Here is a 24,535-nt window from a genome sequence, read left to right as displayed (position 1 = left end):
CCGCCGCCCTTCGACCCCCCCCTGTTAATTCCAAAACGACTTTGTCAGACAATATGTAGTGCATAAAAATATTCACTACAAAACCGTTGACGACTCCGATTTGCCCTTGCATGATGCAGACGTCTCCCCGATCGGGAGTACAGGCAACACGTTTGAGCAAGCTCGTCTGACCGCCGAGCTGTTATTTCCGGATACACGCTGCCCACAAGGCAGATTGAAGAAGCTGACCTGGCCTGAACGTCCAGTACAAGGGCGAGAAGCGCTGGCGATCCATCCTCAAGAAGCTTGTGGCCGACCCTGAAAGCGTCGGCAGTGGCCTGAAGGTTATCGCCGCTTCTCTTCGTTGTGACGCTATTGCGTAGCAGTTATTCAACACGACTACATGCAACAGACGCGGGACCCCGTCGACTTTGACGGACGACTGCTGACGTCCTGGTTACGGTGCCAGGGATCAACTAACCGGTGGGCTACTTGTATTAGCGACTCAACTTTGAAAGATCACCAAATGGTCAAGGGGTTTTTATGATGAATCTGAACAATCAACCAACTATCGAAGAACTGGCTCGTATGTTCGCTGCGCAAAAAGACAGCCACGACAGCCATATTCTGTGGATCAGCAAGTCGGGCCAGGTTCATATCGACTGCCTGTCGCCACATGCCCACGAAGCCGAATTTGACCAGAACAACCAGAACCTGCTCGCCCGACTGAAGATGTACCGTCGCGGCCAGGGCTACGTCGGCAAGAAAGCCGCGGCCGACAAGGACTTCATCGGTAATGTTCTGCAAACACTGAAACAAGCGTGGGCATCAATGCAGAACCAGAACGAAGTTCGGGTGATTGATCGGTTCTACTAAGTGAAATGAGTGACTAATTACTCATTAAAAGAAAAGGGCCCGCTCTCAATAAGAGCAGGCCCTTTTTATTGCCTCCGATTTACGATATCCCCTTGCTCGCGATAGCGGTGTGTCAGTCGCCAGGGATGTTGGATGTGATGGCCTCATCGCCAGCAAGCCGGCTCCTACAAGGGGATTGGGTTGGCCACAAGACACGACACGATCCACTGTAGGAGCAAGCTTGCTCGCGATAGCGGCGTGTCAGTCGCCAGCGATGTTGGATGTGATGGCCTCATCGCCAGCAAGCCGGCTCCTACAGGGAATGGTGGTGGTCAAAACGTCGCAGCACCCAACACCAACTCCACAAATGCCAACGCCGCCGCACTGTGATAGTTGTTCTTACGCCGAAGCAACGCAGCCCCGCGCTTCGGCCCCTCGCCCATCAATGGCATCCTGCTCAATGCACGCTCTGCGCTGGCGATGGGCTCCGGGAGGATCGTGGCAATGGCGGTGTGTTGAATGACCTCCAGCAACGTATTGACTGAATTGACCTCAATGGCCACCTTCGGCGTGATCTGCTCCTTCATGAAATACTCATCGATACAGGTGCGAGTAATGAAGTCCGGGGTCAACAGCGCAAACTGCAATTGCGCGACATCTTCAGCGGACAACACCGCCTGACGCTCATACAGCGGATGAGCCCGGCCCACCATCAACCCCAACGTCTCGGTAAATGCCGGGATCATCACGGCCGCACGCAGATGAAGCGGCAAAGGTCAGTTCGATGGTGCGTGAGAATGTCATCGCGCAACTGGCGAACATCCAGACCCACCCGAGCGTGCGTCTGGCCCAGGAGAAAGGCCTGTTGAACCTGCATGGGTGGGTGTACGACATTGAAACCAGCTCGATCGATGCGCTGGATGCAGGCAGCCGCACGTTTGTGTCGCTGGCCGAGCACCCAGGCACCTGCGCCGTCTATGGCAGAGTGGTTGAGGCTGCGTGATCAGCGTCACAGCGACCGCCATTGCAGCGGTCGCTGTGGTTTTTTTAGCGCTTAACGCCCAGATCGATCTGGGTCATGCGACTGCGAATGGTGAACACGCCATCGCCCGAAAGAATCGCACTGCGCGCAAACAAGCGACCACTCTCCCAGTTCGACAGGCCCAGTTCCGGCTTGTTGAGCGCGTACTGACCATCGACCCAACGGGTGATCCCGTTGCCAACAAAAGGTGCGTTAACCGCGTTGTAGAAACGCTCCTGCGTCGCTGCGTCTTCACTGAGGAGGGACACGGTGAACTGCGGGCTGTAGCGATTGAACAAGGCGATGGCGTTGTCCAGATCGTCGACGATCTTCAGGCTGACTTCCGGGGTTTCTTCCCACTCCCATTCGCGGCCCAATTGATCTTCCGGCAACGCCTCGGCCAGTGCTTCGGTGCGGTAGCCTTCGGCGCGATAAACCTCCACGCTGGCGGTTCGCCAATCTGCCGGCAGGAACGATTCGCTGCCTTCTACGATATGCAACTTGCAGCCTTGACCGCGTGCCTTGCCAGCCTGTTGCAGTGTGTCGAGAAACAGTGGCACCAGCTCAGCGGCGCGGTCGCGCTGGATCAGGCAGACGTTGAGGGTGTTGCAGACCTTGCGGTCGAGGGAGTTGCGCACCACGGCGGCAAATCGTGTGGCATCGGCGTCAGTGTCGGCGATTAACCAGCCGCCGCCAGTGCCGTGCAGGCTGACGGCGGTGCCGGCCTGCTGTGCGATGCTGCCCAGTTGACTGACCGCACGGCCCGAACCACGGGCCACGGCCAGCGACAGACGACGGTCGGCAAACATCGCCCAACCAGCGGCGTGATTGACGCTTTCCACGAGCGACACCGCGCCGGTCGGTAACCCGGCGTCGTTCAGTGCCGGGTTCAGTGCGTGAGTGACGATGGCCTGCGCCGTGCCCAACGCATCGCTGCCAATGCGCAGCACTGCGGTGTTACCGGTGCGCAGTACGCCAGCGGCATCGGCAAAGACATTCGGACGACCCTCGAAGACGAACGCGACAATGCCCAGCGGTGAGACCACTTGCTCCACTTTCCAGCCGTCGTGCTCGACGCAACTGATCACTTTGCCACGGGTGGCCGACGCATCGCGCCAGGCGCGCAGGCCGGCGATCATGTCGCGGCGCATGCGTTCGTCCGCCAGAAGGCGCGTGGTCGAACGACCGCGAGCCTTGGCCCGCTCGATGTCGGCCAGGTTCGCGACCTCGATCAAGGCCCAGCATTCAGGGGTTTCCAGACGTTGCGCGAACAAATCGAAGAAGGCGCTGATGGCCTGATCCGACACCGTCGACATCGCCTTAAACGCCGCTTCAGCACGCTCGATCGCGACGGCAGCCGCTTGCTGGTCAGCCACCGGAATCAGCAACAACTCGCCGCTGACCTGTTCCACCAACAAGTGGTCACCGGGCTGGAAGCATGCCGCCAGTTCGGGGCTGACCACAGTGACACGATTGCCAGCGAAAGGGATCGGCGTGCCAGCGACTAGACGTTCGAGCGCAAGAGACATGAAGCGGTATCACCATGCAATGGGCGGGCGGAAAATGTATAGCAAAACACCTGTGGGGGCGAGCCTGCTCGCGATAGCGGACAGACAGGCACATTGATTTCGACTGGCCTGGCCTCATCGCGAGCAAGCTTGCTCCTAAAGGGATATGCGGTGTCTGGTGATTGCTACGTATCAAAGTGTGTACAGCCCCGCCCTCGACACACCCCGCACTTAAAACCCGACACAAACGACACACCGCAGATACACCCGGTTGATGAAATACGTCTCAACGGGCACACCGCCGCCCGACATCCCTGACTTGAAGGAGATCAACCATGAGCACCTCGATTTCATCGGCCGTCAAAGGCCTGCACCTGAACCTTGACCGTGCCGGCAGCTGGATCGCGCCACTGACTTTGCGGGTGTTTCTCGCCTGGGAGTTCTTCGAGTCAGGCCTGGAGAAATTCAATGGCGAAAACTGGTTCGCCGACATTCAGGACCGTTTTCTGTTTCCGTTCAACCACCTTCCGGCCACGTTGAACTGGGAACTGTCGATGTGGGTGGAGCTGATCTGTGCCCTCGCACTGCTGGTCGGCCTGGCTACTCGGTTCTCGGCGATCAGCCTGATCGTGGTCACCATCGTCGCGACCGCCGCGGTGCACTGGCCAGCCGACTGGTCGACCTTGAGCGAACTGGCCCAGGGTTACTCCATCAGCAACAAAGGCTTCGGCAACTTCAAACTGCCGCTGATCTACCTCGCTGCCCTGATACCGCTGGTGCTTTCCGGCCCTGGCAAGTTCAGCCTCGATGCGTTGCTGGCCCGATTTTTCTGGAAGCGCAATCAACACTGATACTAAGTCCCCTCAAACGCGGAGCGCAAGGCATCCACGACACGGTCCGCCATGCGCCAAAACGATAACAGGATTCAAGGTAGTCGTTATCGCACGGAGGAAAAGAAGGGACTTCCGTAAAGTCCCTTCTTTGCGCCTGAAAATTATCGAATCTCTTCTTCCACTGCCTCGATCCCGACCAGTTTCGGATGCGTACTGCGTTCATGCACATGGGCATGCGGGGTGCGGTCGATCAGCAGGCTCAGCAGTTCCGGACGACTGTAATGCCCACGCGAATCCATCATGCGTTTGCGCTTGTCGATCAGGCTCATGTCGAGGTCGACAATCACCTCGCCCTCGCCTTCGGTCAACGCCCCCAGCACCACGCCGTCGGGGCTGATGATCGCGGTGTAGCAACCGCCGGAAATCGGGCCGATCGGGCAACCGGTGTCGGCCATGATCTGCGCTTGTTGCTCAGGGTTGAGCCAGGCGGTGGAGTTGACCACGAAGCAGGCCGCTTCCAACGCGTGCTGGCGGATGCTGACTTCCATTTGCGAGGAGAACAGCGGACCGGCAAACGAGCCGGGGTACATCGAGGCGTGGATCTGTTCGCCGTCGGCCATCAACGCATATCGGGCTAGCGGATTGTAGTGTTCCCAGCAGGCCAGTTGGCCGATGCGCCCTACCGCGCTGTCGACGGCGCGCAGGCCGGAACCGTCGCCCATGCCCCAGATCATGCGTTCGTGATAGGTCGGGGAAATCTTGCGGCGGCTCTGGATCAGCGTGCCGTCGGCATCAAATAGCAGTTGCGTGTTGTATAAAGTGCCACCGTCACGTTCGTTGACGCCGATGGAGACGACCACGCCCGCCTCTCTGGCGGCGGCACCAATAGCGTCAGTCGCTGCCGACGGCACGGTGACGGCCTGGTCCAGCAACTTGTAGTGCTCCGCGCCCATGGCGAACGGCGACTGGACGAACGAGAAATACGGGTAGTACGGCACGATGGTTTCCGGGAACACGGCGAATTGCACGCCCTGCTCGCCGAGTTCGAGGATCTTCTCCACGACTTTATTGACGGTGCCTTCACGGCTGTAGAGCACGGGGCTGATTTGTACGGCAGCGGCTTTGACGAAGGTCATGGCGGTGATCTCATTGAGAGGATGGGCTTCAACGAGATCAAGATTACGGCAATCATATTCAGTCCTGAATGTCGTATGCACCACCTTTTAGGACAATAAAACTGATGTCACTTCCAACCTGTGGCGAGGGAGCTTGCTCCCGCTGGACTGCGCAGCAGTTCCCTTCTTTTGGGTAAAGAGGGGCCGCTACGCGGCCCAGCGGGAGCAAGCTCCCTCGCCACAGGTTCGGTGTTTAGAATTGAAAGATGTGAGTTAGCCCCGATTGGCCCTCTGGATGACTTGTGGTGGCTGGCCGAAAGCACGGAGGAATGCCCGCCGCATGCGCTCCCTGTCACCAAACCCGGTCTCGGTCGCCACCACATCTATTGAGTGCCGGCCGGACTCCATCATCAACCGCGCGGACTCAACCCTCAGACGTTCGATGGCCTTGGCCGGCGATTGCCCGGTTTCGGCATTGAACACGCGGCTGAACTGGCGAGGACTGAGATGGACCGCGTTCGCCAGTTCCTCGACCGACAATTCGGACTTCAGATTTTGCTTGGCATATGTCAGCGCCGCCTGGATGCGGTCGGACTTGGGTTCCAATTCCAGCATTACTGAAAACTGCGATTGTCCACCTGCCCGGCGGTGATACACCACCAATTGCCGGGCGACCCGCCGTGCAATCTCGGCGCCCAGATCCTTCTCGACCAAAGCCAGCGCCAAATCGACGCAAGCGCTCATGCCCGCAGCGGTCCAGATGTTGCCATCGTTGATGAAAATACGGTCTTCTTCGACCTTGATCCTGGGATACGTCCGCTGCAGTGACGCGGCGTGACACCAGTGAGTGGTCGCGCGCCGGCCATCCAGCAAACCGGCCTCGGCCAAGGCAATGGCCCCGGTGCAAATCGAACCGAGGCGACGGGTGTTTCGGCTGGCCTGACGCAAAAATTCGACCATGCCCGTCGATACCGGACGAATCACGTTATCGCCCATCACCAACAGCGTATCGAACGAACGCTGGTCGAACGCAGTGGTTTCCACGGCAAAACCGGCGGAGGTTTGCACCATGCCGCCGTGCTCGGACAACAAGGCAAGGCTATACAGCGGCTCCTCCAGCGCGTTGTTCGTCAGTTCGAACGTGGCGCACATGGCCAGGCCCAACACCTGGAAACCGGGGTAAACGATGAGTCCGATGTGCTGCATGGCGCTTGTCTCGATGTCCATAAAGGTGGCATGGCCGATTATTCGGCCACAGAATCGGACTTTACGCCTGCCAAGGCTCTCATCTGTAAAAAAAACGTCCAATGGCCATTGAGGCCCCGCCCATGGCCACCTTCGAATCAGAGCTGATTCGCCATCGCCATGTTCACGAACCGCGTATCGAAGCGCAGCTTGATGTTGTTTTTGTCGCCCAGGGTCGAGCCGTCGGCGAACTGCATACCCACCGCATCGGCGCTGGTCGCGGCCTGGCCGAGCAAGCCCTTGGCGAAGGAAAAGGTGCGGACCTTGTCCATGGTGTGGCGAATCGCCTCGGAACTGGCGAACTCATAAGCAGTGGTCGGCGTATAGAACAACATGGTTTGGGTGAGTTGATCCTCGTAGCCCTTCAGATCGGTGCCCGAACGTTCGGCCATCGACGTGCGTGCGGCGATGGCCTGTGCGTTGTCGCCAGACATCAATTGCAAGGTTTCAAACCACGCGCCTACCAGCGCCTTGCCCAGTTCCGGGTTGGCCGCCAGTGTCTCGGTGTTCACCGCCATCATGTCGATGATCTCCCCAGGAATTTCCCTTGAGGTAAACACCTGAACCGCCGTCGGCGATTGCTTCATCACCATGCTCAATTGTGGATTCCACAACGCCGCCGCTGTCACGCCGGGGGTGGTGAAAGAGGCCACCGCATCGGCGTCCGAAGTGTTCATGATCTTGATGTCGCGCTGGCTCAGGCCGTGGATATCCAGCGCCCGCGACATCAGGTAATCGGAGACCGACAGCTCCACCAGATTGACTTGCTGGCCCTTGATGTCGGCGAAGGTCTTGCCGTGTTTGAGGACAATCGCATCGTTGCCGTTGGAGTAATCCCCGAGGATCAGCCCCGTGGTGTCCACGCCGTTGGCGCCTGGAATGGTCAAGGCATCCATGTTGGTCATGCCGCAAGCATCGAATGCGCCCGCGGAGTATTGGTTGATCGACTCGATGTAGTCATTGAGTTGGACCAGTTCGATCTTGATGCCGTACTTCTTTGCCCATTTGTCGATGATCCCGTGCTCACTGGCGTAGCCCCACGGCATCCAGCCGGAATAGATTGACCACGCGACCTTGAATTCCTGCTTTTTCTCGGCCGCCGAAGCACCGAAAGCGAGACAGGAAACCGCCAGCAACACGGCTGTGAAACGATAAAACACGCACGAGAATGCCTTCATGGAAACCTCACGGGTTATGAATGGGGTGACGCATTGATTTCAAACGAGCGGCTGGGTGTAGCGGCTCAACGTCGGGGATTCGCGCTCGTACCACTGCGCGGCATCGCGGGTGAATCCGGTGGATTGCGCGTAGCTGACTTGCTGCTCCAGCGTGTCAATGATGAACAGCCGTTCGCAGGCCAGACCATCGACGAGCAATCGTTGAGTGACGTGAACCCCGTCAGCTTGAAGCTCGAAACCATCCAGTGAGATCAGCGGCTGACCCACGCGCGCGGCACAGGTGGAGAGCGTCACCTTGTAGCCCTCGTCGAGCGAGCCCCGGGCCACCGAGGTCTCGAAGTTGAACGCACGGTGCAGCCATTGCGGATCATCAGCGTGTTGGGCGACCCGCTCTCGCAGGGGCACACCGCTCTCAAGCGGATGGGCGCGCCCCAGCACCAGAGCCGCATATTCACCGCAGACAATCAGACCACCACCGCGATGGCGCACGACGCCGCTCTCGAGTTCCTTTTCCTCCAACAGCCGCAAACCAATCAACGCACCCGGCGCCGACGATTGCAGGCGCCAGTCTTCGACATAGGCGCCGCTGGGCGCGAACTCGATCATGCAGTTGCCGATACGTTTGAGCAGCCCCGGCTCAGGCCAGCGATTGTGCAACTGCAAGGACGTGTCGGTGTGCCAACTGAGAATTTCGCCTTCCCATGAACACAAGGCTTCCCAGCCTTCGTAGTTGGCAAGTTGCTGCAGCTCTTCAGCGCTGTAGGCCAGCAACGGTTTGGCTTGCACCTGGTGTTCTTCCAGCGGCAGGCGCAAGTCGATGGTGAAGTTGCGGCTTTGAAACCAGCACACGTGGGTTTGCGTATCGGTCAGGCCGTCGGCAAAGCTGATCGCCCGGCGTTTGTAGAAACCCAGCATCCAGTCCGGAACGCCTTGCTCCGGTTGCTGCGGGTGACGCGAGACAAGTTCATTGAGGTGCATATCAAACCTCCAGGGCGCGGGCGGTACGGCCGAATGAGGACAAGCCCATTGCCCCGTCCGGCAAGCTCAGCTCACCGCGGGCCAGGCGCTGCTTGAGGTAGCGAAAGGTTTGCAGGGTTTGCGCGTACAAATGCTCGCCACACACAACCGGACCGTAGCGGCTGGGTGTTGCCGGATCGACCAGTTGCTTGATGGGCTCGATGACCGTGTCGTAATCACAGGCGCAAAACATCGGGAACGAGTAACGCTCCTGGGCGACTTTGCGCACCCGATGCGCCGTGGCGACGTAGGCGCCGTTGCTCAGTACTTCCATCATGTCGCCGATGTTGATGACAAACGCGCCCTCCACCAGCGGCACATCGATCCACTGCCCTGCTCCGTTCAGCACTTCGAGTCCCGGTGCGGTCGGCAGCAAAATGGTGAAGCACTCATAGTCGGTGTGCGCACCGATACCAGGACGATCCACCGGCGCATCCGGCGCGTACGGATAATGGATCAGCCGCAGTTGACTGGGGGGATTGTTGACGCGTTGAGTGAAGGCATTTTCCGCGAGCCCCAGTGCCAGTGCGAAGCCTCGAAACAGCGTGAGATTAAGGCTGAAAACCGCGTCGTAATAGGCCTTGATGTCTTCCTTGAATCCCGGCAACGCCGACCAGCGATTGGCACCCAGCATCGGACGCGTCCCGTGCGGCAGACGGTAATCGAAGCCGACATCGAAGGCCTCCTTGTGATCAATGCTGCCCTCGACGAATTGCTCTTCGCCCTCCGGTACATAACCGCTGTGATTGCTTGAAAGGCCGATGTAGTCGTTCATCTTTTGCTCAAGCGGCTGGGCGAAATACTCCACGGTCCGCTGCTTGAGGCGGTGGATGATCTGCGGGTCGATACCATGCCCGGTTACGTACAGAAAACCTGCTTGCGAGGCCGCTCGGCCCAAGGCTGCGGCAGTTTCGATACGATTGGCTGCGCAGTCGGAAAAGAGTCCCTGAATGTCTACAAGCGGCAAGCTTGTGAACGCTGAATGAGGGGTAATTCGAGGCGTGGGCGCCATAAGTAACCTCCTGATGATTAGTCAAAATGTCACCTGGTCGTCCAGATATCGCAAAGCCGCGAGGCCTCCGGGTCGTCCCGGATCTGTCGCACCAGAAAAGGTGCATGAGGGGTGGAGCAATGTGCGTGCCACGTTCGACATGGCGGCCGAGCACGACGTTATCTTGTTGATTTGAAAAGGCCGACGCTGATAAAGGTCGATGAAGCAGCTCCATCCTGATGCCAGTAAAAGCACCAGAATGGAGCCTGCATGCCTGGCACCGATCAATTAAGCCTGACACTGAACCTGTGGCGAGGGAGCTTGCTCCCGCTGGACTGCGCAGCAGGCCCAGTTTTTAGGGCCGCCTCGCGCCCCAGCGGGAGCAAGCTCCCTCGCCACAGGGATCAATTCGCGCCGGACGGCATCCAGTCGAATCGATAGACCGCAGATGGCGCCCCTGCATGACATTGGCCGTTATCGGCATCAACGCCAACGATCGACCAATGCGCCCGGGAGTTTTCGCCTAGTGCTTGAGCGGCCTCGGGTTTGAAACACTGCTTCAGAACCTCGGTCGGCACCAAAGCATAAGCGTGCGGGTGATCGCGCAGCCATCGTGCTGCATTCTCGACCGTTGAATGCTCCATGCCGAAATGCACGATCGGCTGCCGGGCGAACAACCAGTGGCCCTCTTCCCAATTGACCAAGACCAGGTCCGCGCCGTGGCTCATGAGCGCAGCTTGCGCCATGAGCGCCTGATCCGGATTGGCGCCGTCCTTGACCGGTTCGATAAACCCTCGGGCGAACCACAGCACAAACCAGGTCGCGACCAGTGCCGGAAATATCCGTCGAAACCGCGGCCGCTGCTTGAACCAGCGGCGCAGCAGCCAGGGCATCAACGGCGCCGCCACCAACACCAGCCCCGGTAACGCCGGATAGATGTACAACTTGCGCTTGCCGGCACTGATACAGAAAAACACCACCACCAGCACCACCCAACCGAGCAACACCAGCACCCGGCCGTCACGCTTCTGCAACTGCCGACGCCACGCGGGCACCAGCCAAGGCAGGAACAGCACCAACGGCAGCCAATACTGAGGAATGACGTTGGTGAAGAAGTACCAGAACGGTTCGCGGTGATGCCATGAGTTGGCGTAGCGCCCTGCGGTCTGCCTCAAGAGAATTTCCCGCGCGTAGGCCACTTCGTCAGCAGCACCATTGAGCAGGATGGACACCGCCAAAGGCAGCAGCCAGATCGCAGTCGCCGCCAGCATCAGCAGCAACCCAAGTAGCCATTTTCGCGTCTCGCCCGGCATCGCCACCACACCGGGCCAACCCTTGCGCACCGCGTAGGCATAAGGGATCAGCATCAGCGCCGGCAGAAAACCCACGCCCTTGGTGATCACGCCAATACCCATGGCCGCGCAGCCCACGTAAAACCAGCGCCAGGCCGGGCCGAGCAGCAGGTGTCGCGCCAATCCGTACAGGCCCAGCGTGGTGAACAGGATCAAGAAACTGTCGATCTGACCGGTGCGCAGAATGCTGTAGGTCTGATAAGTCGCCAGGTACAACAGCACTGCGGTGCGCCCGATGCGCGGGTTCCATAACCGGCGCCCCAGGTCGTAGATCAGCGCCGTGACCGTCACTGCAGAAAACAGCCCCGGAATATACAGCGCGATGTTGGGCTTGCCGGTGAGCCAGACGAAGAACGCCACCGTCCACATGAAAATCGGCGGTTTGTCCCCGTAGATCTCCCCGGCACGGTGCGGAATCAGCCATGCGCCGTTGTGCAGCATTTCCAGCGCCACACCGAGGAAACGCTCCTCGTCGACATTCTGCGCCTGACGCCAGCCCAAACCGGCGCCAATCAGCAGCAGGGCAAACAGCATCAGGCCGAGGCATTCGACCCTGGGCGACAACGATCGGCGCATCGGTTATTCCTTCAGGCTTTTGCTTTTGGCAATCAACTGCAAATTGCGCAAATAAACGATGGAGCCAAAGGCCTGGCCGACGATGAAGACCGGATCCTGGCGATAGATCGCGTAGGCGAACAGCAACGTGCTGCCAACGATGCTCAAGTACCAGAAGCTCACCGGAATCACGCTGCGTTTCTTGTATTCGCTGTACAGCCACTGCAAGACAAAGCGCCCGGTGAAGGCGATCTGACCTGCGAAACCGATCACCAGCCACAGCGTTTCACGGGTCAGCGTCATCCTTCGAGCTCCTGGGCGTGGGTGTTCAGCCGCGTGCGCTTGATCAGCCACCAGACGCCGATCAGGTCCAGGATGCCCACCAGCGCCCGGTCGAGGTTGCCGTACTTGGACACCCCGGCCGTGCGCGGTCGGTGATTGACCGGATGGACGATCATTTGGCCGTTGTGGCGCTGGATCAACGCCGGGATAAAGCGATGCATATGGTCGAAGTACGGCAGGCGCAAAAACGCCGCGCGTTCGATCAGCTTCAACCCGCAGCCGGTGTCCGGGGTGGCGTCCTTGAGCAGGCGCCGACGCAAGCCGTTGGCAAAACGCGAGGCCCAGCGCTTGCTCGCGGTATCGCGGCGATTGACCCGGTGGCCCGCCACCAGTTGCACCTCGTCCCTGCCCCGTTCACTGCGCACCAGCGCCAGCATGCCGGGGATATCCGCCGGGTCGTTCTGCCCGTCGCCATCGAGCGTGACCAGCCATTGCCCGCGTGCCTCGCGCGCCGCGTGATAGAGCGACGTGCTTTGGCCCAGCGAACGTTCATGGTGCAGGATGCGCAACGCGCTCAAGCCGTTGAGCCGGATCTGCCGCAGTTCGTGCAGGGTGGCGTCGGTACTGCCGTCATCGACGACGATGATTTCGTACGCTTCGTTGGCCAATGCCTGGCGAACTTCCTCAAGCAGCGGCTGGAGATTGTTCGCTTCGTTCTTCGCTGGAATCACTACGGATACAAACAGGTCTTGGCTCATGGAGTCCCCCTCGCCTTTTGTTGTTGCGGTCATCAGAGGCGAACGTTTCATACTTGATAAAACTGCCGATACCACTGCACAAATTCCTTCACGCCGGCAGCCACTGAAACCTGCGGACGGAAATCGATCCACTCGGCCAGCGCCGATACATCAGCCCAGGTCTTGATCACATCACCCGCCTGCAGCGGCATCAAATTGCGCTGTGCCTGCATGTCCAGGGCGGACTCCAGGCAGTCGACGAAATCCAGCAACGCCACCGGCATGCCGCGTCCGATGTTGAATAGCCTGTTCACGCCGCTGGCAGAACCTTGCGCCACCGGCGGCTTGCTGCGCAGCCGGGCGATGCTTTCGACGATGTCGTCGATGTAGGTGAAATCACGCGCCATCTGCCCCTGGTTGTAGAGGTTGATCGGCAAGCCTTTGATGATCGCGTCAGTGAACTTGAACAGCGCCATGTCGGGACGGCCCCATGGACCGTAGACGGTAAAAAAACGCAGACCACTGGCCTTCAACCCGTACAGATGGCAATAGCTGTCCGCGAGCAACTCATTGGCGCGTTTACTGGCGGCGTACAGGGAAACGGGATGGTCGACGGCATCGTCGACACTGAACGGCAATTTGCTGTTGCTGCCGTAAACAGAACTGCTCGAGGCATAGAGAAGATGCTCAGGGCGATACTGCCGACAGGCTTCCAGCACATTGAGAAAACCCACCAGGTTCGATTGCGCATAGGCATCCGGATTGTCCAGCGAATAGCGAACCCCGGCCTGGGCTGCCAGGTGCACCACTTCGCTAAAACGGTTCTCGCGGAACAAATCGAGCAGGGCCGGTTTGTCGACGATGTCGAGTTTCTGGAAGCGAAAGCCTGGCAACGACTCCAGCAGCGTGAGCCGCGCCTGCTTGAGGGTCACGTCGTAGTAGTCGTTGAGGTTGTCGATCCCGACGACCTCATGACCGTCCTGGCATAAGCGCCGGGCCGTGTGAAATCCGATAAAACCGGCCGCGCCGGTGACGAGGACCGTCACGCTGACGCACCGATGGATGCGCTGTTGCTGCTCGATAACCACGCCTGCTTCATGTTTCTGTTCCCGCTCATGACGTTTCTAATGCGTTGTTCAGTCATGAAGCTTGTAAAACAGAAATATTGCAGTTTCGGTGCTCTGGATTAACTGCGAAGGGTTTTCCCTTTAAAAGCGACTACTTCGCATCGCCACCCTGCGGCTTGTAAAACTTGAACAAACCGATGTTGGCCGTATTGATGTACTCCTTGGCCCAAACCGGTTTCACCGTGCGGTCATGGAAATACAGCGCGCCTTTTGTGCGATCCGGCAGTTGTTTGTTCAACGCCTTGCGCGCGATTTCCTTGGCCATCGCGTAAGGCACCTCTTCCTGGACCGAATCGGCTTTGCCATCGCACCACCAGGAGAACTGGCAGCTCTTGGTTTCGGAGCCTTGCTTGACCACCCCACACACCGTATCCGGAAAGCCCTTGTGGCCGAGTCGGTTCATGACCACGTTGGCCACGGCTTCCATATCGGCGGAGTTCTTGCCCTTGGCTTCCCAGTAAATGGAACGGGCCAGGCAGGTGATGGCGTCGTCCAGCGGCGCGGCGCCGGCGCGGTCCACGGACTGGACTTCTGATTGGGTGATGGCCTGGGATTTGGAAGCCGGTGCCTGGCTAATGTTCTCGGCGGCTTTATGCTCAAGCACTTGGGCCTTGTCTTCGGCGACTTTTTGTTTTTGATCTTGATCCGCTGCGAATGTCGGACCGACAACTAGAGTTACTGCGAGGCAAGTGGCTAACCAGTCGAGGCGCATGGTGGGAATAACTCAATGGGCAGTTCGCATCAGTGTAGTAGTGAAATGATTGCACATGGCCCACAACCTTCCTGAAAATACGCTGCCTTAGATGGGGCATCTTCGCGCATCATGTGCGCAACCAGCTCAAGGGGACTTCAATGCGCTTCACTTCATCCGCTGTGCGTTTTGCCGGGTTGTCACTGGGACTGCTGTTCGCCGCCAACGCCGTGGCGAGCGACGAGTCGCAGCTGATCGAATCGATCAACGTCTACCGCAGCCAGTTGCAGCGCTGTGGCGGTCAGGTTTCTTCGGAGCTGCCGCCGCTGGCCGCCGATCCGCGACTGGTGTTGTCAGCCCCCAGCATCGGGAATCTGCAACAAGCCATGGCAGCGGCGGGTTATCCGATGAAGAATGTCCAAGCAATCAGCCTGTCCGGTCCTCGTGATGCGCCGTCGGCGATGAAAGCCATTCAGGAAAGTTTTTGCCAGATCGTGCTCGACCCGCAGTTTGTCGATGTCGGTGTGAGCCGCCAGGACCTTAATTGGCGCATCGTGCTGGCGCGGCCGCTGTTGAGCGGGCGCCTTGGCGACTGGCAAGCGGAAGGCCAGAAACTGCTGGCCGAGCTCAATGTCGCCCGTTCGCAGCAACGCCAGTGCGGCACGCAATCCTTCAGCGCCACCACACCGCTGACCTGGAATGCTACCTTGGCCACCGCGGCCGAGGCCCAGTCACGGAGCATGGCCAACAATAATTATTTCGATCATAAGGACCGCGACGGTCGCACACCGGGTGACCGTGCGGAACTGGCGGGTTACAACTTCCAGCAGATCGGCGAGAACATCTCCGCCGGGCAAGACACCGCGCATAAGGTGGTCGAAGGCTGGCTGGCCAGTCCCGGCCATTGCGCCAATCTGATGAACCCGCAGTTCCGCGATGTCGGCGCGGCTTATGCGACGGATCCGAAGAGTGATGCGGGGATTTACTGGACGGTGATGTTTGGCGCGCAGTAAGCACTGAATTGGCACAAAACAAACAATGTGGCGAGGGAGCTTGCTCCCGCTGGGGCGCGAAGCGCCCCCCTCTTCACCAAAAGAAGGGGTCTGCTTCGCAGTCCAGCGGGAGCAAGCTCCCTCGCCACAGGTTATTTCGGTGTTTTTGCGATGTGCGTCAGTGACTGCTCAGCCCGGCCCCATGCATCAACATTCGCGCCTTCACAAGGAACCTTCGCTTGAGCCTCACGCCCGCCCCTAACATCGAAACAGAACCAGCAAAACCCGAGGCCATCAGCCTGCGAGAAGCGTTTCGCTTCTGGCTCAAACTCGGCTTCATCAGTTTCGGCGGGCCGGCGGGGCAGATTTCGATCATGCATCAGGAACTGGTCGAACGCCGACGCTGGATTTCCGAGCGACGCTTTCTGCATGCGCTCAACTATTGCATGCTGCTGCCCGGCCCCGAGGCCCAGCAACTGGCGACCTACATCGGCTGGCTGATGCACCGCACCTGGGGCGGCGTGATCGCCGGGGCGCTGTTCGTGTTGCCGTCGCTGTTCATCCTGATTGCCTTGTCCTGGGTGTACATCGCCTTTGGTGAGGTGCCCGTGGTGGCCGGGCTGTTTTACGGGATCAAGCCTGCAGTGACCGCGATTGTGCTGCACGCGGCGCATCGGATCGGCTCCCGGGCCTTGAAAAATGGCTGGATGTGGGGCATCGCCGCGGCGTCATTCGTGGCCATCTTCGCGCTTAACGTGCCGTTTCCGTTGATCGTGTTGGGCGCGGCAATCATCGGTTACTTCGGCGGGCGTCTGGCACCCGAAAAATTCAGGACCGGTGGCCACAGCGGCGCAAAAAAGTCCTTCGGCCCGGCGTTGATCGATGACGACACACCGACGCCCGAACACGCCCGTTTCAATAGCGCGAAACTGCTGCGTCTGGCGCTCCTGGGCGCAGTGTTGTGGACCCTGCCGATGGCCGCCCTCACCGCCCTTTTCGGCTGGGAAGGCACGCTGACACAGATGGGCTGGTTCTTTACCAAAGCAGCGTTGCTGACCTTCGGCGGAGCCTACGCGGTGCTGCCGTATGTGTATCAGGGCGCAGTGAGTCATTACGGCTGGCTCACGCCGACACAGATGATCGATGGCCTGGCGCTCGGCGAAACCACGCCCGGGCCGCTGATCATGGTCGTGGCGTTCGTCGGTTTTATCGGCGGCTACGTTCATCAGGTGTTCGGCCCCGATCAGGCGTTCGTCGCCGGCGCTGTCGCGGCCATGCTGGTGACCTGGTTCACCTTTCTGCCTTCGTTCCTGTTCATCCTCGCCGGTGGACCGCTGGTGGAGTCGACGCACAACGAACTGAAATTCACCGCGCCGCTGACGGCCATTACGGCCGCGGTGGTCGGCGTGATTGTTAATCTGGCGTGCTTCTTTGGCTACCACGTGCTGTGGCCCAAAGGCTTTGCCGGGCAACTGGACTGGCCTTCGCTGCTGATCGCGCTGGCGGCGGCAATTGCGCTGTTTCGCTTCAAGCGCGGCGTCATTGAAGTGCTGATCGGTTGTGGGGTGATCGGGCTGGGCGTGCACCTGTTGCGCTGAAACAGACGTTTACAGCTTTCACTTTCACCCCTAGTATCCAGACACCCGCGGATAGCTTGTTATCCGCCACCGACGTTTTCCGCTACTGGAAACATGATTCATGCGCATTGCCCCGTCAGAGCACCACGTCTCGACCCTGACCACCTCCCCGGTGGTCGCGCAAGGCATTGCCTCATGAAACGCATCGTCAACCTGCCCATGGCCTTGCGCCGCTCCAAACTGCGTCACTCCGCACGCCCGCCGGATAGCACCCTGCTCGCCTGATTGCGTCCACCACGCATAGAGCCCCCTCCTTTTTCGCTATCGCTGCCCGCACGCCCGGATCTTTATCCTCCGTCGTGTCGTGGCCTGAATCCGTGCGTCCGCGGGACGCCAACGTGAGTGACGAACAATGAAATTCGCAGCCCTTGAAGACGCCCAAAATTTTTTGGCGAACAACCCCGATATCGACATGATCGAGCTGTTCATTCTCGATGCCAACGGCGTGCCGCGCGGCAAGTTGTTGCACCGCGAAGAACTGCTGGCGGTGTATGAAAGCGGTCGTCCGCTGCCCAGCACCATTCTCGGCCTGACCCTGCAGGGCGAAGACGTCGAGAACTCCGGGCTGGTCTGGGACGTGGGCGACATCGACTGCCGTGCCTACCCGCTCGAAGGCAGCCTGGTGCGCTTGCCGTGGCGGCAGATTCCGACGGCGGCGGTGCAAGTCAGCATGCACCCGCAAGAGGGCATGCCCGCGAGCATCGCCGACCCGCGTCACCTGCTGATCAAAGTCATCGATGGCTTGAAAGCCGAGGGTTACCACCCGGTAATGGCGTGCGAGTTGGAGTTCTATTTGCTCGACGCCAAACGCGATCACAACGGTCGCCCGCAACCGGCGCTGGATGCCGACGGCGGTCGACCGCGACACACTCAGGTCTACGGCCTTCGTGAACTGGAGCAGATCGAACCCTTCCTCGCCGACCTCTATGCGGCGTGCAAACTCCACGGCATTCCGGCGCGAACGGCGATTTCCGAATACGCCCCCGGGCAAGTGGAAATCACCTTGGAACACGGCGATGCCCTGGAAGCGATGGACCAGGCCGTGCGCTACAAGCGCCTGGTGAAAGCCGTCGCCCACAAGCACGGCATGCAGGCGACATTCATGGCCAAACCCTTCGATCATTTGGCAGGCACCGGCATGCACATGCACGTCAGCATCGCCGATGCCGAAGGGCGCAACCTGTTCGCCTCCGAGAACCCGGCCGGCACTCCGCTGCTGCGCACGGCCATCGGCGGCATGCTCGCCTCGCTGCTCGATTCGTTGCTGCTGTTCTGCCCCAACGCCAACTCTTACCGGCGTTTCCAGGCCAACAGCTACGCGCCATTGGCGCCGACCTGGGGCGTCGATAACCGCACGGTGAGCTTGCGTGTGCCGGGTGGCCCGGCCAACAGTCGGCATATCGAACACCGCATCTGCGGCGCCGACGCCAACCCGTATCTGGCGGCGGCAGCGATTCTGGCGGGCATTCATCGCGGCATCCGTGAAGACCTTGATCCGGGCGAACCGGTGGAGGGCAATGGCTACGCACAAGCGACCGAACTGCTGCCGACTGACTGGCTGACGTCCCTGACGGCACTGGAAAATTCGGCATGGGCGCGGGATGCATTGGGGCAGGAATTTCTGGGGGTGTATCTGGCGGTGAAGCGTGCGGAGTACCGGCAATTCATGGCGCAAGTGGGAGAGCAGGATTGGCGTTGGTATTTGACTGAGGCCTGAGCCGTTCCTTATCCCCTGTGGGAGCGAGCCTGCTCGCGAAAGCGGTGCATCAGTCACTACAAGTGCTGAATGTGCTGGCCTCATCGCGAGCAGGCTCACTCCTACAAAGGACTGCACTCCCGCACATTTTTCCGGACGCTGACATGACTCAACCACGCTGCAATTCCTACTACACCGCCACCCTCAACCACGAAACGGACTACCCGACCCTGCAAGGCAATCACCGCGTCGACGTGGTGATCATCGGCGGCGGTTTCACCGGCGTCGCCACGGCGGTCGAACTGGCTGAAAAAGGCCTGAAAGTCGCCATCGTCGAAAGCCATAAAATCGGCTGGGGCGCCACCGGGCGCAACGGCGGCCAGGTCACTGGCAGCCTGTCCGGCGATGAGGCGATGCGCAAACAAATGCGCCACACCATCGGCGAAGAAGTCGATGACTTCATCTGGCACCTGCGCTGGCGCGGGCACCAGATCATCCAGCAGCGGGTGGAAAAATACGGCATCGCCTGCGACCTCAAGCACGGCCACCTGCACGCGGCCTACAAGCCGAGCCACATGGGTGGTTTGCGCAAGGATTATGACGAAGCCGTGCGCCGTGGCATGGGCGACGAAGTCAGCCTGCTCGACCGCAGCCAAGTGCGTGACCTGCTGCAAAGCGACCTCTATCACGGTGCAATCAAGAACACCCGCAACATGCACCTGCACCCGCTCAACCTGTGCATCGGCGAAGCCCGCGCGGCCGAAAGCCTGGGCGCGTTGATCTTCGAAAACAGCGAAGTGCTGGAGATCATTCACGGCGATAAACCGGGCGTGCGCACGGCCCACGGCCGCATCGACGCCAATCAGGTGCTGCTGGCCGGCGACGTCTACCACAAACTGGAACCGGGCAAGCTCAAGGGCAAGATCTTTCCGGCCATGGGCGGCATTGTCACCACCGCGCCGCTGGGAGACCTCGCCAAGCAGATCAACCCAGAGGACCTGGCTGTCTACGACTGCCGGTTCGTACTCGATTACTACCGCCTGACTGCCGACGGTCGCCTGCTGTTCGGCGGTGGCGCCAACTACAGCGGCAAGGATTCTCGCGACATCGCCGGTGAACTACGGCCATGCATCGAGCAGACGTTTCCGGCGCTGAAAGGCGTGGCCATCGACTTCCAGTGGAGCTGCGCGATGGGCATCGTGATCAACCGCATTCCGCAACTGGGCAAGCTTTCGGACAACGTCTGGTACTGCCAGGGCTATTCCGGCCACGGCATCGCCACCACACACATCATGGGCGAAATCATGGGTCGCGCGATTACAGGGCAACTGGAGCATTTCGATACATTCGCCGCGTGCCAACACATCCGCGTGCCCATGGGCGACCTGCTTGGCAACCCGATGCTCGCGGCTGGCATGTGGTACTACCAGATGCTCGAGCGATTGCGCTGAGGCCTTCTGGTCGACAGTTACACCGCCATCGCTGGCAAGCCAGCTCCTACAAGAATTCGGGTGGGCATGACGTAATACTGTAGGAGCCGGCTTGCTGGCGAAGCGGTGGTGAGTTCGACACCGTCATGACGGGTCTCAAGCCTGCGCCTGCACCACCTCAATCCCCAACCGGCGGTAATCCTCGACACTACCTGTCGCTACATGCCGCTCGGTAATCAACATGTGCAACCGCGAACACGGTGCCACCACAAACGGTTCCACCGCCCCCAGTTTGTCCGCCGTGGTAACGGCAATAACGTGAGCCGCACTGTCCAGCATTACCTGCTTCACCGGCACTTCATCGAAATGCAGTGAGGTAATGCCCACTTCCGGATGAATCGCACACACCCCGGTAAACAACAAATCCGCCTTGATCCCCTCCAGCAAGCGCAGGGTTTCATGCCCGCTGGCCGACATCGTCGCAGGGTTGATTTGACCACCCGCCAGAATCACCTTGATGCCTTTGAATTCGGACAAGGTAATCGCTGTCATCGGCGACGCGGTGATCGCGGTGATGGAAATGTCCAACGGCAGCAACCGCGCGATCTGCAACGTGGTGGTGCCCGAGTCGAACATCACGATCTGACCGTTCTCAACCCGCGCTGCCGCCAATTGCGCCAGTTGGGTTTTGACTTCGTCGGTTTCGCTGATCCGCGTGAAGTAATCCTTGCCCGTGTCCTTGGGACGCGGCAACGCCCCGCCATGCACGCGCTGCACCAGCCCGGCGCTGTCCAGCTCGGCCAGATCGCGGCGAATGGTGTCCTCCGAAACCGCGAAATGCTGGCTCAATTCGGACGCCATGACCTTGCCGTCACGTTCAAGGATCAAGAGGATTTTCTGCCGACGCAGATGAGGGAGTTCGGCTGCAGAATGCTGATCGTGCATGGTTATGCCTGTTCGTGCGTGTATTTGCTTGTTTGTGCGAGATTAGCCAAACAGCCGCTGAAACACAAACACGCGCACCAGGTATCAATTGTTTCGATCTTTCAAATCACGAAGCCGAATTTTTTATTTGCACCTGACCTGTTCAAGATGAGCGCCATCACCCCTGTATCGGATGGAAACGTCATGAATCTAAATTTCGCCTTTGTCTGCATGATCGTGGTTTCATTCACCATCGCGTTGGTGCACACCTGATTCGTAACAACGCGCATCATTTTCCATCCAGAGTTAACCCATGCTTTTTGCCCTTGTATCGAACGGCGCCCTTCTCACGCCTCAACAGCCGGATACGACGGTGCCCTGGTGGAGCTTCACCAAAACCGTGCTCGCAGCGGCAGCCCTGTCACTGGTTCGAGATCGGTTGATCGATCTGGACGATACGGTGCCTGAAGGCCCGTTTACCCTGCGGCAGTTGCTACGGCACGAAGCCGGGCTGGCGGACTATTCCGAACTTGCCGATTACCACGCCGCTGTTGCCCGCAATGAAACGCCCTGGCCGGCAGACGAAATGCTGCAACGACTCGATGCTTCCCGACTGCGCTACACGCCGGGCGACGGTTGGCGATATTCCAACGTTGGCTACCTGTTTGTCGTGAGACTGATTGAGCGCATCACAGGCCTGCCACTCGAAGACGCGCTGACCCAACGGGTGTTTTCTCCCCTCGATTTGTCCCTGGTGCGCCTGGCCAAAACACGTGCCGATCTGGCAGCCGTAAACATGGGTTCAGCGTCCGCCTACGACCCCGGTTGGGTCTATCACGGTTTGTTGGTCGGCCCACTCTCTGAAGCAGCCCTTTGCCTGAACCGCCTGCTTGCAAGCGACTGGCTGCCGCAACCCCTGCTGCAGGAAATGCAAACAGTCCGAACCCTGGGCGGGCCGATTCCCGGCCGTCCATGGACGTCTCCCGGTTATGGCCTTGGATTGATGCGCGGTGGTGTGGAAGGTCAACGGATCTTGAGTGGCCACACTGGCGCCGGGCCGGGCAGTGTAGTGGCGGTTTATCACTGCGCTAAAGGGAATAACGCTAAAAGTTGCGCCGTTTTTTGCGAGGATGGCGACCAAGGTACTGTTGAAGCTCAAGCCGTGCGCTTGTTAAGCGCAAACGCCGACGATCAGTAGCTTCAATTCGACGCGACGTGCTCCCCTTTGCCCGCCGTCACCAGCGTCTTCAACGACGCATCGAACTGCTTCAACGCGTTCACTTGCAACTGGGTTTGCTGGTTGATCTGCGCGGCAATCTGCGGCGCGGATTTGCCATGCACCCAAACAGAAGGCATCTGCTCGGCGCGTGAGCCTTCTGCCTGTCCGATGTATTGCAAATTCGAGTCGTAGAACTTGGCGACAAACCGCGCTTCAACCTGGTTGTTGCGCTTGGACACCAAGCGGCTGAAGGTGTCGAGCATCACCACCACATCCGGATGCGCCTGCACTGCGGCATCGAGGTTGTCGTAGACGGTGACCGTGGCGAATTGCTTCTGCAGCGAGCCCATCAGCCAGCTGATTGCCCGCTTAGGGTCGGAGCTGTCGACGAATGCCTGGCTGATTTGTGAGTTCATTTCAGGGTTCTTCGCACCGTTGACCGCTACGGCGTGGTAGTTCTCAAGGTATTCCTGGGTGTTGACGGTGTTTTCGCTGTAGAGCACGGCCACCGATTGCGCATGCTGCAAGCTCGCGGCGCTTTCAGTGATCGGTGGGAAATGGCAGGACAGATCCGCGGCAATGGCCGGCGCGGTGGCGGCAACGCTGCCGGTGAATGCGGCGACAAAAGCCAACAGGGTTGAAAGTTTCATCGCGCAGGTTCCTTCAATGGCGAGACTGGAATGACCCTATCCTCCTCCTATGACAGAAAAACAGAACTTGCATTCTTTAATGATGGTTATCGACCAAACCGATATCTGGCTATGAGGATTTGAACCGCAGGTCTGCAAAGTTTGTAGGACATTTCCCATTGTGGCGAGGGAGCTTGCTCCCGCTGGACTGCGAAGCGGCCCTGATCCTTTGCGACCCATTTCCTAGGACATAACGCAGTGCCCGGTTTTACGACGGCTGCGCCGCCGAGCGGGAGCAAGCTCCCTCGCCACAGGGGGCAAGTGCGGTCCTACAGGCCGGTTGCAGACGCCTGTTTCGCTGCCTAGAGTTGGCCTGTCGCTGGCATTGGTTGGCGGTTGGGTTTCGCAGCCCTTGAAGAAGATGGACACATAGCTGAATGCAACTGTGGCAAACTCTGCCGCCGTTCGCTTTATGGCGGCTGTGTGTGGGAGACCTTCGGGTCTGCCGGCTTTACTCTTCTCCGGTCTGCGAACCCGCACATAGCTGCCACCCTTTGTTTCGCAGCAGAAAGGTGGCGCTTCATGATCCTTTTGAAGAGCATATCCTTATGAAAATGAACAACCCGCCCCGCCGCTTCACCCCGATGACCCAATTCGCCACCAGCTACCCTGTCCTTCTCATTGACAGCGACGCCCCGATCCGCGAACTCCACAACTGCATCAGCGAGCGCCTCAACGCCGTGCTCCCCTACCTGAGTCTCATGGCCTGCACCAACCTGCCCGACTACGCCGAAAATGACATCAACACCGTCGCCAACATCGCCAAAATCCTTCTTCAGGACGTTTCGGACGTTTTTCGAGTGATTGAGCAGCGTGGCTTTGACGTGCCCAACGGCTGTCAGCCCATCTGAGAAGTAGATCTTGCAGTCTGCAAAATGCATAGGACACTTCCCCCTGTGGCGAGGGAGCTTGCTCCCGCTGGGCTGCGAAGCGGCCCCTGCAATCTGACAGACGCAGCGTGTGACCCGATTTTACGACGGCTGCGCCGCCGAGCGGGAGCAAGCTCCCTCGCCACAGGGGACAAGTGCGGTCCCCAAGCGAATTTGAGACGAAAAAAAACCCGCCTGATGGCGGGTTTTTTATGCGACTGAAGCTTTTCGCTTCAACAGCGTAATCAATGGGACTTTTTGCTTCCCGACGGACCGCCCTGACTTAGCCCTTTGGTGTTGTGATCACCTGGGGTCGAGGTCGAAATAGCCCTGGCCTTGGAAAGGCCTTGTGTGTCTTTGGAATGGGCGATACCTGAGGTCGTGGTGCCATGACCGTTATCATCATTGCGCTCACTGCCGTAGTGGTTGCCGCTGGCGCCATGGTTTCGAGTCGCTTTGCCGGCATGGTCGCTGTCCAGACCGTTGGCGCGGCCGTTGCCGTTTCCGCCGGCGTGACCTGAGCCGGCATGACCGCCACCCGCACCACCATGTCCGCCGCCGTTGCCACCGCCGTGACCGCCACCATTCCCACC

General features: G+C 59.4%; 22 protein-coding genes and 3 pseudogenes. 10 read left to right on the top strand and 15 right to left on the bottom strand.

The annotated features are described in order from the left end of the window. Nucleotides 1–525 precede the first annotated feature (525 nt). Nucleotides 526–855 (top strand): hypothetical protein, encoded by a 330-nt coding sequence (locus KGB21_RS28365; protein WP_034148943.1) that lies wholly within the window; start codon nucleotides 526–528, stop codon nucleotides 853–855. Nucleotides 856–1,166: 311 nt separating this feature from the next. Here KGB21_RS28365 and KGB21_RS28360 read toward each other — a convergent pair. Further along, nucleotides 1,167–1,577, bottom strand: a pseudogene (locus KGB21_RS28360) (LysR substrate-binding domain-containing protein); the annotation flags it as partial. A gap of 2 nt (nucleotides 1,578–1,579) precedes the next feature. Between KGB21_RS28360 and KGB21_RS28355 the strand changes: the two are divergent. Next, a pseudogene (locus tag KGB21_RS28355) lies at nucleotides 1,580–1,837 on the top strand (carbonic anhydrase); the annotation flags it as partial. 44 nt (nucleotides 1,838–1,881) lie between these two features. On the opposite strand, the gene KGB21_RS28350 reads toward KGB21_RS28355, so the two are convergent. Beyond that, the gene (locus tag KGB21_RS28350; protein ID WP_223507442.1) at nucleotides 1,882–3,384 is read right to left on the bottom strand and encodes an aldehyde dehydrogenase family protein; all 1,503 of its coding nucleotides are present in this window, start codon (nucleotides 3,382–3,384) and stop codon (nucleotides 1,882–1,884) included. A 314-nt stretch (nucleotides 3,385–3,698) separates the two neighbouring features. Here KGB21_RS28350 and KGB21_RS28345 point away from each other — a divergent pair, with 314 nt between their 5' ends. Then, nucleotides 3,699–4,214 (top strand): DoxX family protein, encoded by a 516-nt coding sequence (locus KGB21_RS28345; protein ID WP_223507441.1) that lies wholly within the window; start codon nucleotides 3,699–3,701, stop codon nucleotides 4,212–4,214. Between the two features lie 143 nt (nucleotides 4,215–4,357). On the opposite strand, the gene KGB21_RS28340 is transcribed toward KGB21_RS28345, so the two are convergent. The 10 genes from KGB21_RS28340 to KGB21_RS28295 form a co-directional block, all read right to left on the bottom strand. Next, nucleotides 4,358–5,332 carry a nitrilase-related carbon-nitrogen hydrolase gene (locus KGB21_RS28340; protein WP_223507440.1) on the bottom strand — a complete coding sequence of 325 codons (975 nt, stop codon included), beginning with the start codon at nucleotides 5,330–5,332 and terminating at the stop codon, nucleotides 4,358–4,360. Between the two features lie 252 nt (nucleotides 5,333–5,584). Continuing rightward, on the bottom strand, nucleotides 5,585–6,517 hold the full coding sequence (locus tag KGB21_RS28335; protein ID WP_223507444.1) for a GlxA family transcriptional regulator: 933 nt from the start codon (nucleotides 6,515–6,517) through the stop codon (nucleotides 5,585–5,587). A 137-nt stretch (nucleotides 6,518–6,654) separates the two neighbouring features. Further along, nucleotides 6,655–7,734 carry a putative urea ABC transporter substrate-binding protein gene (locus KGB21_RS28330; RefSeq protein ID WP_223507439.1) on the bottom strand — a complete coding sequence of 360 codons (1,080 nt, stop codon included), beginning with the start codon at nucleotides 7,732–7,734 and terminating at the stop codon, nucleotides 6,655–6,657. 39 nt (nucleotides 7,735–7,773) lie between these two features. Further along, entirely contained in the window at nucleotides 7,774–8,712 is a 939-nt protein-coding gene (locus KGB21_RS28325) for a hypothetical protein (protein WP_223507438.1), read from the bottom strand. A gap of 1 nt (nucleotide 8,713) precedes the next feature. Continuing rightward, nucleotides 8,714–9,763, bottom strand: a complete 1,050-nt coding sequence (locus KGB21_RS28320) for an isopenicillin N synthase family dioxygenase (RefSeq protein ID WP_052321252.1) — start codon at nucleotides 9,761–9,763, stop codon at nucleotides 8,714–8,716. Nucleotides 9,764–10,146: 383 nt separating this feature from the next. Continuing rightward, nucleotides 10,147–11,670 carry an ArnT family glycosyltransferase gene (locus tag KGB21_RS28315; RefSeq protein ID WP_223507437.1) on the bottom strand — a complete coding sequence of 508 codons (1,524 nt, stop codon included), beginning with the start codon at nucleotides 11,668–11,670 and terminating at the stop codon, nucleotides 10,147–10,149. A gap of 3 nt (nucleotides 11,671–11,673) precedes the next feature. Continuing rightward, a complete protein-coding gene (locus KGB21_RS28310) occupies nucleotides 11,674–11,952 on the bottom strand; it encodes a lipid-A-disaccharide synthase N-terminal domain-containing protein (RefSeq protein WP_034148911.1) in 279 nt (92 codons plus the stop codon). Then, the gene (locus tag KGB21_RS28305) at nucleotides 11,949–12,689 is read right to left on the bottom strand and encodes a glycosyltransferase family 2 protein (RefSeq protein ID WP_223507436.1); all 741 of its coding nucleotides are present in this window, start codon (nucleotides 12,687–12,689) and stop codon (nucleotides 11,949–11,951) included. Before KGB21_RS28305 ends, KGB21_RS28310 begins: the two co-directional genes overlap by 4 nt. A 47-nt stretch (nucleotides 12,690–12,736) precedes the next feature. Then, nucleotides 12,737–13,714, bottom strand: coding sequence for an NAD-dependent epimerase/dehydratase family protein (locus tag KGB21_RS28300; RefSeq protein ID WP_223507443.1), 978 nt, complete (start codon nucleotides 13,712–13,714; stop codon nucleotides 12,737–12,739). A 172-nt stretch (nucleotides 13,715–13,886) separates the two neighbouring features. Next, nucleotides 13,887–14,507: a cell wall hydrolase gene (locus tag KGB21_RS28295; RefSeq protein ID WP_223507435.1), complete on the bottom strand. Its 621-nt coding sequence runs from the start codon at nucleotides 14,505–14,507 to the stop codon at nucleotides 13,887–13,889. A gap of 140 nt (nucleotides 14,508–14,647) precedes the next feature. Between KGB21_RS28295 and KGB21_RS28290 the strand changes: the two genes are divergently transcribed. The 4 genes from KGB21_RS28290 (at nucleotide 14,648) to KGB21_RS28275 (ending at nucleotide 20,262) form a co-directional block, all read left to right on the top strand. Next, entirely contained in the window at nucleotides 14,648–15,499 is an 852-nt protein-coding gene (locus KGB21_RS28290; RefSeq protein ID WP_223507434.1) for a CAP domain-containing protein, read from the top strand. 218 nt (nucleotides 15,500–15,717) lie between these two features. Beyond that, on the top strand, nucleotides 15,718–17,076 hold the full coding sequence (chrA, locus tag KGB21_RS28285) for a chromate efflux transporter (RefSeq protein ID WP_223507433.1): 1,359 nt from the start codon (nucleotides 15,718–15,720) through the stop codon (nucleotides 17,074–17,076). A 391-nt stretch (nucleotides 17,077–17,467) separates the two neighbouring features. Then, nucleotides 17,468–18,832, top strand: a complete 1,365-nt coding sequence (locus KGB21_RS28280; RefSeq protein WP_223507432.1) for a glutamine synthetase family protein — start codon at nucleotides 17,468–17,470, stop codon at nucleotides 18,830–18,832. A 143-nt stretch (nucleotides 18,833–18,975) separates the two neighbouring features. After that, complete coding sequence (locus KGB21_RS28275) at nucleotides 18,976–20,262, top strand: NAD(P)/FAD-dependent oxidoreductase (RefSeq protein ID WP_223507431.1); 1,287 nt, start codon at nucleotides 18,976–18,978, stop codon at nucleotides 20,260–20,262. Nucleotides 20,263–20,397: 135 nt separating this feature from the next. On the opposite strand, the gene KGB21_RS28270 is transcribed toward KGB21_RS28275, so the two are convergent. Further along, a complete protein-coding gene (locus KGB21_RS28270; protein WP_223507430.1) occupies nucleotides 20,398–21,186 on the bottom strand; it encodes a DeoR/GlpR family DNA-binding transcription regulator in 789 nt (262 codons plus the stop codon). On the opposite strand from KGB21_RS28270, the gene KGB21_RS28265 reads away from it, so the two are divergent. Beyond that, complete coding sequence (locus KGB21_RS28265) at nucleotides 21,172–21,438, top strand: hypothetical protein (RefSeq protein WP_223507429.1); 267 nt, start codon at nucleotides 21,172–21,174, stop codon at nucleotides 21,436–21,438. The genes KGB21_RS28270 and KGB21_RS28265 overlap by 15 nt on opposite strands. 40 nt (nucleotides 21,439–21,478) lie before the next feature. Continuing rightward, nucleotides 21,479–22,363 (top strand): serine hydrolase domain-containing protein, encoded by an 885-nt coding sequence (locus tag KGB21_RS28260; RefSeq protein ID WP_223507428.1) that lies wholly within the window; start codon nucleotides 21,479–21,481, stop codon nucleotides 22,361–22,363. A gap of 2 nt (nucleotides 22,364–22,365) precedes the next feature. Here the strand turns inward: KGB21_RS28260 and KGB21_RS28255 are convergent, their stop codons facing one another. Then, nucleotides 22,366–23,034, bottom strand: a complete 669-nt coding sequence (locus tag KGB21_RS28255; protein ID WP_223507427.1) for an ATPase — start codon at nucleotides 23,032–23,034, stop codon at nucleotides 22,366–22,368. 587 nt (nucleotides 23,035–23,621) lie between these two features. On the opposite strand from KGB21_RS28255, the gene KGB21_RS28250 reads away from it, so the two are divergent. Next, complete coding sequence (locus KGB21_RS28250) at nucleotides 23,622–23,924, top strand: fructose-bisphosphate aldolase (protein ID WP_223507426.1); 303 nt, start codon at nucleotides 23,622–23,624, stop codon at nucleotides 23,922–23,924. A 263-nt stretch (nucleotides 23,925–24,187) separates the two neighbouring features. Here the strand turns inward: KGB21_RS28250 and KGB21_RS28245 are convergent. After that, nucleotides 24,188–24,535: pseudogene (locus KGB21_RS28245) on the bottom strand (hypothetical protein); the annotation flags it as partial.

Origin of the sequence: Pseudomonas sp. GL-RE-29 (assembly GCF_019947275.1) — a bacterium.
In the GTDB taxonomy this organism is placed as follows: Bacteria; Pseudomonadota; Gammaproteobacteria; order Pseudomonadales; family Pseudomonadaceae; genus Aquipseudomonas; species Aquipseudomonas fluorescens_A.
Note: the sequence above shows the minus strand (reverse complement) of the source record. Positions and strands in the feature narration are given on the sequence as shown.

Bases quoted from the DNA above. Each gene is read 5' to 3' on its own strand.
- KGB21_RS28365 (WP_034148943.1), top strand. From the start codon at position 526: ATGAATCTGAACAATCAACCAACTATCGAAGAACTGGCTCGTATGTTC.
- KGB21_RS28350 (WP_223507442.1), bottom strand. From the start codon at position 3,384: ATGTCTCTTGCGCTCGAACGTCTAGTCGCTGGCACGCCGATCCCTTTC.
- KGB21_RS28345 (WP_223507441.1), top strand. From the start codon at position 3,699: ATGAGCACCTCGATTTCATCGGCCGTCAAAGGCCTGCACCTGAACCTT.
- KGB21_RS28340 (WP_223507440.1), bottom strand. From the start codon at position 5,332: ATGACCTTCGTCAAAGCCGCTGCCGTACAAATCAGCCCCGTGCTCTAC.
- KGB21_RS28335 (WP_223507444.1), bottom strand. From the start codon at position 6,517: ATGCAGCACATCGGACTCATCGTTTACCCCGGTTTCCAGGTGTTGGGC.
- KGB21_RS28330 (WP_223507439.1), bottom strand. From the start codon at position 7,734: ATGAAGGCATTCTCGTGCGTGTTTTATCGTTTCACAGCCGTGTTGCTG.
- KGB21_RS28325 (WP_223507438.1), bottom strand. From the start codon at position 8,712: ATGCACCTCAATGAACTTGTCTCGCGTCACCCGCAGCAACCGGAGCAA.
- KGB21_RS28320 (WP_052321252.1), bottom strand. From the start codon at position 9,763: ATGGCGCCCACGCCTCGAATTACCCCTCATTCAGCGTTCACAAGCTTG.
- KGB21_RS28315 (WP_223507437.1), bottom strand. From the start codon at position 11,670: ATGCGCCGATCGTTGTCGCCCAGGGTCGAATGCCTCGGCCTGATGCTG.
- KGB21_RS28310 (WP_034148911.1), bottom strand. From the start codon at position 11,952: ATGACGCTGACCCGTGAAACGCTGTGGCTGGTGATCGGTTTCGCAGGT.
- KGB21_RS28305 (WP_223507436.1), bottom strand. From the start codon at position 12,689: ATGAGCCAAGACCTGTTTGTATCCGTAGTGATTCCAGCGAAGAACGAA.
- KGB21_RS28295 (WP_223507435.1), bottom strand. From the start codon at position 14,507: ATGCGCCTCGACTGGTTAGCCACTTGCCTCGCAGTAACTCTAGTTGTC.
- KGB21_RS28290 (WP_223507434.1), top strand. From the start codon at position 14,648: ATGCGCTTCACTTCATCCGCTGTGCGTTTTGCCGGGTTGTCACTGGGA.
- KGB21_RS28280 (WP_223507432.1), top strand. From the start codon at position 17,468: ATGAAATTCGCAGCCCTTGAAGACGCCCAAAATTTTTTGGCGAACAAC.
- KGB21_RS28275 (WP_223507431.1), top strand. From the start codon at position 18,976: ATGACTCAACCACGCTGCAATTCCTACTACACCGCCACCCTCAACCAC.
- KGB21_RS28265 (WP_223507429.1), top strand. From the start codon at position 21,172: ATGCTGATCGTGCATGGTTATGCCTGTTCGTGCGTGTATTTGCTTGTT.
- KGB21_RS28270 (WP_223507430.1), bottom strand. From the start codon at position 21,186: ATGCACGATCAGCATTCTGCAGCCGAACTCCCTCATCTGCGTCGGCAG.
- KGB21_RS28260 (WP_223507428.1), top strand. From the start codon at position 21,479: ATGCTTTTTGCCCTTGTATCGAACGGCGCCCTTCTCACGCCTCAACAG.
- KGB21_RS28255 (WP_223507427.1), bottom strand. From the start codon at position 23,034: ATGAAACTTTCAACCCTGTTGGCTTTTGTCGCCGCATTCACCGGCAGC.
- KGB21_RS28250 (WP_223507426.1), top strand. From the start codon at position 23,622: ATGAAAATGAACAACCCGCCCCGCCGCTTCACCCCGATGACCCAATTC.